The sequence below is a fragment of the Saccharopolyspora sp. genome (assembly GCF_017434145.1).
GTDB classification, from domain to species: Bacteria; Actinomycetota; Actinomycetes; order Mycobacteriales; family Pseudonocardiaceae; genus Saccharopolyspora_C; species Saccharopolyspora_C galaxeae.
The window spans coordinates 1-8,591 of sequence record NZ_JAFRFW010000093.1 but is presented as its reverse complement, the minus strand read 5'-3'; the positions used below and the strand labels follow the sequence as shown (position 1 = coordinate 8,591).

Below are 8,591 nucleotides of genomic sequence, written 5' to 3'. Positions count from 1 at the left end.
GCGGCAGGCGCGGACGAAGCCATCGGACGGTCCGGTGATCCGCACCGCGCGGCCGTGTGAGTGCACCGGAATGTGCTTTCGCATCGCGATCCGCACGCTGATCTTCCCCCTCGACGCGCAAATTTTCGGCGAATGGCCGAGGACGTCCGTCGTGCTTTCGGCGTCCGGCGTTGCGCCGACCGTAGCAGCGGGGGAAAGTGCTCAAGAGTGGTTTTCTCGACCGTCTACTTTGGTCATTTGAGTATTCTGACCAGGCGTTCTCGGAACCGTATTACGCTTTCCGGGTAATGCGTCCGCCGAGCCGGTGCGGAACCGGCAGATGGCAAGATCACTCCATGTGGTGAATCTTGGTTCCGAGTTCGGGTGAACCCTCCTTCTCCGATCGCGGAGCGGGTACGGTCGCCGAGGGCCGGACCGGGGCTCGGCGGGCTCGGCGGGCGGCCCCTGCACGCGAAGTCGGAACGGAAATCCCCTTGATTCCCCAGCTTTCCGGCGACCGGAACGCTCGCGGCGTTCGTCGCCGGGCGCAACTTGCTGCGCGCTCGCCGGAAAGCGGCCGACGTGACCGTCCTGTCCTGGCGAAACGTTCGCAGTCGGGTGCGGCGGGGCCGCCGGTGCCGGTTCGCCCAGCGTTGAAGTGAGAAAGGCCAGTTCCATGATGAATGCCGTCATCAGCGACCGACTCAAGGCGCGCTTCGACCGGTGGGACGTCGCCGGCAAAGGGGTGTTGCGGCGCTCGGACTTCGAGCACGAGGCGGATCGGATCGTGCGCGCATTCGGCCGGGGTAGCACCTCGCCGGCCGCCCGGGATCTGCGCAACGCGTTGTGCTGGATGTTCGACGTGGTGGCCGGGGAATCGGGGGCCAGACCGGACGGATCCGTGAACGAGCAACAGTTTCGCAGGGTTTGCGAAGACCTCATCTTCGAGCAGGGCGAAGCCGCGTTCAACCGGATGCTCACGCCGGTGCTGACGGCGGTCATCGGATTGTGCGCGAAGAAGGACGAAGGCCGGATCGACCGCGCCGAATTCGCGAAGTGGTTGTCCGCGCACGGAATGAGCGTGGCCGACGGCGGCGTCGCCTTCGACAAGATCGACCACTACGGCCGCGGGGAGCTGTCGCTGAACCAGATGCTGCAAGCGGTGCGCGACTACCACTACGGCCGGCTGGACATCGAACTCATATCCGGCCGCCCGCGCAGTTTCCCGGCAGGCGGCGCTAGCCGTTCCGGAGTCCATCGAAAGCGATCTTCGTGACGGCCTCGGCGAGCTCCTCCGCGGACAGGCCGGTGCCCGGCCGGTACCACTCGATGACGGAGTTGACCATGCCGAACAGCAACCGGGTGGTCAGCGCCGGATCGAGGTCCGGGCGGATCGCGCCCTCCTGCTCGGCGGCCGCGACCAGGTCGCTGAGGAACCCGTCGATCTCGCGGCGCCGCGCCAGCGCCTGCCGCTCCACCTCGCTGTTGCCGCGCACCCGCAGCAGCACGGTCACGAACGGCTGCTCGTCCACCAGCACCCGCACGCTGCGCCGCAGCACGTGCCGCAGCCGGTCCAGCGCCGGACCGCGTTGCGCCGCGGGCTCGTCGGCCACCGCGAGCAGCGCGTCCAGCGCCCGGTCGACCGTCAGCCGCAGCAGTTCTTCCTTGCCGGAGACGTGGTGGTAGATCGCGGACTTGGTGATGCCGAGGCGGTTCGCCAGCAACTCCATGCTGGTGCCGTCGTAGCCGCGCTCGTGGAACACCGCGGCCGCGGTGCGCAGCACCGAGTCCAGGTCGTACCCGGGGCGGCCGCGGTTGCCGTTCGTGCGGGCCGGCATCACCCCTCCCGGTGATCGAGGACGCGCCGGAGCTTGCCGACCGAGCGTTCCAGCGTGTCCGGGGCGACCACGGCGATCTCGGCGCTGATGCCGACCGCGTCCTTGACCGCCTTGGTCAGCAGGTCCGGAGCCGCGGCCCGCTGCTGCGGGGTGATGTCCTCGTCGGCTTCGACGCGGATCGTCATGTGGTCCATCCGGCCCTTGCGGGTCAAGGTGATCTGGAAGTGCGGGGACAGGCCGTCCGCGCGCAGCACCAGTTCCTCGATCTGGGTGGGGAAGACGTTCACCCCGCGCAGGATGATCAGATCGTCGCTGCGGCCGGTGATCTTCTCCATCCGCCGCAGGTTCGGGCGGGCGGTGCCGGGCAGCAGCCTGGTGAGGTCGCGGGTGCGGTACCGGATGACCGGCAGCGCCTCCTTGGTCAGCGTGGTGAACAGCAGCTCACCGCGCTCGCCCGCGGGCAGCGGATCGCCGAGGACCGGGTCCACCACCTCCGGGTAGAAGTGGTCCTCCCAGATGTGCAGGCCGTCCTTGGTCTCGGCGCATTCGGCGGCGACGCCGGGCCCCATCACCTCGGACAGGCCGTAGATGTCGACCGCGTCGATGTCCACCGCCTGCTCGATCTCGCGGCGCATGTCCTCGGTCCACGGTTCGGCGCCGAAGATGCCGATCTTCAGCGAGGTCTCCCGCGGGTCGATGCCCTGGCGGTGGAATTCGTCGATCAGCGTGAGCATGTAGGAAGGGGTGACCATGATGATCTCGGGCTGGAAGTCCCGGATGATCTGGACCTGCCGGGCGGTCATGCCACCGGATGCGGGCACGACCGCGCAGCCGAGCCGTTCCGCGCCGTAGTGCGCGCCGAGCCCGCCGGTGAACAACCCGTACCCGTAGGAAACGTGCACCAGGTGCCCGGGTCGTCCGCCCGCGGCCCGGATGGAGCGGGCCACCGCATCCGCCCACACGTCCAGGTCGCCGCCGGTGTAGCCGACGACGGTGGGCCGCCCGGTGGTACCGCTGGAGGCGTGCACCCGGCGCAGCTGCTCGCGCGGCACCGCGCACATGCCGAACGGGTAGTTCTCGCGCAGGTCGGCTTTGCTGGTGGTGGGGAACTTCGCGAGGTCGGCGAGGCTGCGGCAGTCGTCCGGGTGCACTCCGGCGGCGTCGAATTTGGCGCGGTAGAAGGGAACGTTGCGGTAGGCGTGCTGCAGCGTCCACTTGAGACGTTCGAGTTGCAGGGCGGCGAGCTCGTCGGCGCCGAGCCGCTCGGCGGGGTCGAGCTCACCGGGATCCGGCGCGGAGCCGAAACGTCCGGACGACACCGTTGTCGTGCGAGTCATGCCGTGTGTCCCTTCCCGCGAAGTCCCGTCATTGCTGCGGAACGCCGTCATTCCTTCAGAGTCCGGCTGTGGCCCCGGAACTCGGCGATCACCGGATCGCCGGGAGCGGGTCCGCGGCGCACCGTGATGTCGTAGATCCCGCTGCGCCCGAACCGGGTGCGCTCGGCCGCCTCGGCGTGCAGCACGTCGCCCTCGTAGGCGGCGGCGACGAAGGTGATCTCCGCGCTCGCGGCCACGGTGACCGGCCCGTGGCTGTTGCAGGCGCAGGCGAACGCGGTGTCGGCCAGCAGGAACACGTAGCCGCCGTGGGCCATGCCGTGCCCGTTGACCATGGCCGGGGTGACGGTCATGCGCACCGCGGCGTGCCCGTCGGCGGCCGTCAGCGCCTCGATGCCGAGGGTCTTGCTCGCGTTGTCGTCGTCCAGCATCGCGCGGGTCGCGCTAGCCACCTGCTCGGCCGGATCCACGTGGCCACCGCCTCCTAGTGCTCGGCCGAAGTGCTCGGCCCGAGTGCCGTTGTCCGATACCGCTGTCCGGTGCCCCTGTCCGGTACCGCTGCGCAGCACCGCTGTGCAGGGATTTCCGCGCCGCAGCCTTGCGTACTGACCGAACAGTCGGTTATTAATCTAGAGTGTTGGCCGCGCCGGTCGCGATGTCAACCCGCTGCGGCGGAGGCGTCCGGCGCCGCACAGCGTCCGTCCGGGCAACGAAGGGGTTCGCGTTGAGCAGCACACCGGAACTGGTCGGAATCCTCGGCGGCGGGCGCATGGGCGCCGGGATCGCCCAGGTGTTCCTGATGCTCGGCACCGAGGTGCACGTGGCCGAAAACGACGACGCCGCTGCCGGGGCCGCGCGGCAGCGCGTCCGGGACGGGCTGGAAGGCGCCGTGCGGCGCGGAAAACTCGACGACGACCCGGAAGCGGTGCTGGCGCGGCTGCACGTCGTGACCGGCATCGGCGAGCTGCCCGCCGAGGCCGACCTCGTCGTGGAGGCGGTTCCGGAGCGACCGGAGCTCAAGCTCGACGTGCTGGCCGCGGCCGAACGCGCCGTTTCCGAGCGGACCGTGCTCGCCAGCAACACCAGCTCGCTGTCCATCGCGGAACTCGCCACCGCGCTGCGGAATCCGCGGCGGTTCCTCGGGATGCACTTCTTCAACCCGGTGCCTGCTTCCAAGCTCGTGGAAGTCGTGGTCGCACCGGAAACCGCCGACGACACGGTGCAGGCCGTCAGCGGGTGGGTGCGCGGGCTCGGCCGCACGGACGTGGTGGTGCGGGATTCGCCGGGTTTCGCCACCAGCAGGCTGGGCGTGGCGCTCGGGCTGGAGGCGATCCGGATGCTGCAGGAGGGCGTGGCCGACGCCGAGTCGATCGACACCGCCGTGGAGCTCGGCTACCGGCACCCGATGGGCCCGCTGCGCTCGACCGACCTGGTGGGGCTGGACGTGCGGCTGGCGGTCGCCGACTACCTGCACGGCACGCTCGGCGAGCGGTTCGCGCCGCCGCAGTTGTTGCGGGACAAGGTCGAGCGCGGCGAGCTGGGCCGCAAATCCGGCCGCGGGTTCCACGAGTGGCCGGATTGACGTTCGTGCGGCGGCGAAAGCGGCTTTAACAACACTTCCATCGGCCGATGAATGCAGTGCCGACCTCGAAGCGTGCGGAGGAAGTTCATGAGTGCGTTGCCCAGTTACGTGCAAGGCCGGTGGCAGGTCCCCGGTGATGACGGGGTCGCGGTGCCGGACGCGGTGACCGGCGAGGAGGTCGCCCGCGTCTCGTCAGCAGGCATCGACATGGCCGCGGCGCTGGAGCACGCCCGCGGCACCGGGGGTCCGGCGCTGCGGGCGCTGACGTTCCACCAGCGCGCCGCGCTGCTCAAATCGTTGGCCTCGTACCTGCGCGAACACCGCGAGGAGCTCTACGAACTGTCCGCGCGGACCGGTGCCACGCTCGGCGACGCGAAGTTCGACGTGGACGGCGGCATCGGCGTGCTGTTCACCTACTCCAGCAAGGGCCGCCGGGAGCTGCCGAACGACACCGTGCACGTCGAAGACCCGCTGGAACCGCTCGGCAAGGGCGGCACGTTCCTCGGCAGGCACGTGCACACGCCGCTGCGGGGCGTCGCGGTGCAGATCAACGCGTTCAACTTCCCGGTGTGGGGGCCGTTGGAGAAGCTGGCCCCGGCGTTCCTGGCGGGCGTGCCGAGCTTGATCAAACCGGCGAGCCAGACCGCCTACCTGACCCACCGGCTGGTCGAGCTGATCATCGAATCCGGGCTGCTGCCGGAAGGTTCGGTGTCGCTGGTGTGCGGCGGGGCCGGGGACCTGCTGGAGCACTTGGGTGATCAGGACCTGCTGTCGTTCACCGGCTCGGCCTCGACCGCGCAGCGGCTGCGCGCGCACCCGGCGGTGGTCTCCCGCGCGGTGCGGTTCAACGCGGAAGCGGACTCGCTGAACTGCTCGATCCTGGGGCCGGACGCGACCCCGGAGACCGCCGAGTTCGACCTCTACGTCAAGCAGCTGGTCACCGAGATGACGGTGAAGGCGGGCCAGAAGTGCACCGCGATCCGCCGCGCATTGGTGCCGTCGAACTTGGTGGACGACGTGGTGGCGGCCGCGGGCGAGAAGCTGGCGAAGGTCACCGTCGGCGCCCCGGACGCCGAGGGCGTGCGGATGGGCGCGCTGGCGAGCCTGGAGCAGCGCGAGGAGGTGCGGCGCTCGCTGAAGTCCCTGCTGGCCGCTGGTCGGCTGGTCTACGGCGGCCCGGACGAGTCCCAGCCCGTCGGCGCGGACGCCGCGAACGGCGCGTTCATCTCGCCGATGCTGCTGCGCTGCGACGACCCCGAACGGCCCGAACCGCACGAGGTCGAGGCGTTCGGCCCGGTGAGCACGATCCTGCCTTACGACGGCGTCGAGCAGGCCGTGGACCTGGCGCGGCGCGGGCAGGGCAGCCTGGTGGGCTCGGTGGTCACCGCCGACGCCGAGTTCGCCCGTGAAGTGGTGCTCGGCGCGGCTTCCCGGCACGGGCGGCTGCTGGTGCTGAACCGGTACGACGCCAAGGAATCCACCGGACACGGCTCCCCGCTGCCGCAGCTCGTGCACGGCGGCCCGGGCCGCGCGGGCGGGGGCGAGGAGCTCGGGGGCATCCGCGGCGTGCTGCACCACATGCAACGCACGGCGGTGCAGGCCGATCCGGACACCATGACGGCCGTGACCGGCCAGTGGACGCCGGGCAGTGCGCGCAGCGAGACCGAGGTGCACCCGTTCCGCAAACACCTGGCGGAGCTGCGCATCGGCGACACCGTGGTGTCCGGGCCGCGCGCGGTGACGCTGCAGGACGTCGAGCACTTCGCGGAGTTCACCGGCGACACCTTCTACGCGCACACCGACGACGAAGCGGCCCGCGCGAACCCGTTCTTCGACGGGCGGGTGGCGCACGGCTACTTGGTGGTGTCGTTCGCGGCGGGGTTGTTCGTCTCGCCCGAGCCAGGGCCGGTGCTGGCCAACTACGGGCTGGAGAACCTGCGGTTCCTCACGCCGACTTACCCGGGCGACGAGATCACGGTGACGCTGACGGCCAAGCGGATCACTCCGCGCCATGGCGGCGACTACGGCGAGGTGTGCTGGGACGCGGACGTGACCAACCAGGACGGCGAGTCCGTCGCCAAGTACGACGTGCTGACCCTGGTCGCCAAGGGTTGATCCGGCGGGTGCGGCGCTCGGGGCTTGCGCCCGGGTGCCGCACCGCGGGAAACTAATTACTGACCGATTGGTCGGTTTCAGCAGCGGTCGGCCGCGCAGGCCGGTCGCACAGCGGGAGGTGAGCGCCGGTGACCAGCGGGACGGCCGAAGGCGAGCTGCAGCGGCACTTCGACGGCACGATCGAGCGCGACCAGCGCGTCGAGCCGCGGGACTGGATGCCCGACGGCTATCGCAAGACGCTGGTCCGCCAAGTCGCCCAGCACGCGCACTCGGAGATCATCGGGATGCAGCCGGAGGGGGCGTGGATCTCGCGCGCGCCCTCGCTGCGGCGCAAGGCGATCCTGCTGGCGAAGGTGCAGGACGAAGCCGGGCACGGGCTGTACCTGTACTCGGCGGCGGAAACGCTCGGCGCGGACCGGGCGGAGCTGACCGGAAAGCTGATCTCCGGGCGGCAGAAGTACTCGTCGATCTTCAACTACCCGACGCTGAACTTCGCCGACATCGGCGTGATCGGCTGGCTGGTGGACGGCGCGGCGATCTGCAACCAGGTGCCGCTGTGCCGCAGCTCGTACGGCCCGTACGCGCGGGCGATGGTGCGGATCTGCAAGGAGGAGTCGTTCCACCAGCGGCAGGGCTACGAACTGCTGCTGCAGATGATGCGCGGCACCGCGGCCCAGCGGGAGATGGTGCAGGACGCGGTCGACCGGTGGTGGTGGCCGTCGCTGATGATGTTCGGCCCGCCGGACGGCGATTCGCCGAACACGCAGCAGTCGATGGCCTGGAAGATCAAGCGGCACACCAACGACGAACTGCGGCAGAAGTTCGTGGACATGACCGTGCCGCAGGCCGACGCGCTCGGGGTGTCGCTGCCCGATCCCGAGTTGCGCTTCGACGCCGAGTCGGGCGGGTACGAGTTCGGCGAGCCGGACTGGGCCGAGCTCAAGGAAGTGATCTCCGGCGGCGGGCCGTGCAACGACGAGCGGATGTCCCGGCGCAGGAGCGCGCACGAGGACGGCGCGTGGGTGCGGGAAGCGGCCGCCGCGCACGCGGCGAAGCGGGCCGCGCGGAAGGAGCCGGCATGAGCGAGGAATCTCCCCGATCGTCCTGGCCGCTGTTCGAGGTCTTCGTGCGCGGCAAGCGCGGTCTCAACCACGTGCACGTGGGTTCGCTGCACGCGCCGGACGAGCAGATGGCGTTGCACAACGCGAGGAACCTCTACACCCGGCGCAACGAGGGCGTGAGCATCTGGGTGGTGCGCGCGGACGCGATCACCGCGTCCAGTCCGGACGAGAAGGACCCGATGTTCGCGCCGAGCGGCGACAAGGTCTACCGGCACCCGACGTTCTACGCCATTCCCGACGACGTTCCGCACATGTGAGGTCCACTGTGTCCTTCGACAACGCTTACGAGGCGCTGACCGAGCAGAACGACTCGCGGTGGGCGTTCGGGACCGGATTCGACGATCCGCTGTCCGGTGTGGACGGTTCGGTGCCGGACGGGGTGGACGGGGCGGTGCTGGCGCACTACTGCCTGGCGCTGGGCGACGACGCGCTGATCGCCGCGCAACGGCTGAGCGAGTGGGTGACGCGGGCGCCCGAGCTGGAGGACGAGGTCGCGCTGGCGAACATCGCGCTGGACCTGCTCGGGCAGGCCAGGCTGCTGCTGGCGCGAGCCGGGCAGGCCGACGGGTCCGGCCGCGGCGAGGACTCGCTGGCGTACTTCCGCGACGCCGCCGAGTTCCGC

General features: G+C 70.2%; 10 protein-coding genes. 7 read left to right on the top strand and 3 right to left on the bottom strand.

The window, feature by feature from the left end; all coding sequences use genetic code 11:
• Both IJH84_RS02455 and IJH84_RS02450 read left to right on the top strand, forming a co-directional pair.
• Positions 1–241, top strand: a 241-nt coding sequence (locus IJH84_RS02455; protein ID WP_295139727.1) for a hypothetical protein, incomplete at its 5' end; no start/stop codon positions are given.
• A 414-nt stretch (positions 242–655) separates the two neighbouring features.
• Positions 656–1,255, top strand: coding sequence for an EF-hand domain-containing protein (locus IJH84_RS02450; protein WP_200071968.1), 600 nt, complete (start codon positions 656–658; stop codon positions 1,253–1,255).
• Here the strand turns inward: IJH84_RS02450 and IJH84_RS02445 are convergent.
• Genes IJH84_RS02445 through paaI form a run of 3 tightly spaced genes read right to left on the bottom strand, consistent with a single transcriptional unit; the run spans position 1,218 to position 3,582 of the window.
• Complete coding sequence (locus IJH84_RS02445) at positions 1,218–1,817, bottom strand: TetR/AcrR family transcriptional regulator (protein WP_200071969.1); 600 nt, start codon at positions 1,815–1,817, stop codon at positions 1,218–1,220. The genes IJH84_RS02450 and IJH84_RS02445 overlap by 38 nt on opposite strands.
• A complete protein-coding gene (gene paaK / locus IJH84_RS02440; RefSeq protein WP_295139723.1) occupies positions 1,817–3,154 on the bottom strand; it encodes a phenylacetate--CoA ligase PaaK in 1,338 nt (445 codons plus the stop codon). The genes IJH84_RS02445 and paaK overlap by 1 nt, the downstream gene beginning before the upstream one ends.
• A 47-nt stretch (positions 3,155–3,201) precedes the next feature.
• On the bottom strand, positions 3,202–3,582 hold the full coding sequence (gene paaI / locus IJH84_RS02435; protein WP_200072138.1) for a hydroxyphenylacetyl-CoA thioesterase PaaI: 381 nt from the start codon (positions 3,580–3,582) through the stop codon (positions 3,202–3,204).
• A gap of 293 nt (positions 3,583–3,875) precedes the next feature.
• On the opposite strand from paaI, the gene IJH84_RS02430 reads away from it, so the two are divergent.
• The 5 genes from IJH84_RS02430 to IJH84_RS02410 all read left to right on the top strand — a co-directional run.
• Positions 3,876–4,733: a 3-hydroxyacyl-CoA dehydrogenase family protein gene (locus IJH84_RS02430; RefSeq protein WP_255520918.1), complete on the top strand. Its 858-nt coding sequence runs from the start codon at positions 3,876–3,878 to the stop codon at positions 4,731–4,733.
• Between the two features lie 87 nt (positions 4,734–4,820).
• Positions 4,821–6,848, top strand: a complete 2,028-nt coding sequence (gene paaZ / locus IJH84_RS02425) for a phenylacetic acid degradation bifunctional protein PaaZ (protein ID WP_295139720.1) — start codon at positions 4,821–4,823, stop codon at positions 6,846–6,848.
• A gap of 128 nt (positions 6,849–6,976) precedes the next feature.
• A complete protein-coding gene (gene paaA / locus IJH84_RS02420; protein WP_200071972.1) occupies positions 6,977–7,930 on the top strand; it encodes a 1,2-phenylacetyl-CoA epoxidase subunit PaaA in 954 nt (317 codons plus the stop codon).
• Positions 7,927–8,226 carry a 1,2-phenylacetyl-CoA epoxidase subunit PaaB gene (gene paaB, locus IJH84_RS02415; RefSeq protein ID WP_200071973.1) on the top strand — a complete coding sequence of 100 codons (300 nt, stop codon included), beginning with the start codon at positions 7,927–7,929 and terminating at the stop codon, positions 8,224–8,226. The genes paaA and paaB overlap by 4 nt, the downstream gene beginning before the upstream one ends.
• Positions 8,227–8,234: 8 nt before the next feature.
• On the top strand, positions 8,235–8,591 hold a 357-nt coding region (locus IJH84_RS02410), incomplete at its 3' end, for a Phenylacetic acid catabolic protein (protein ID WP_295139717.1).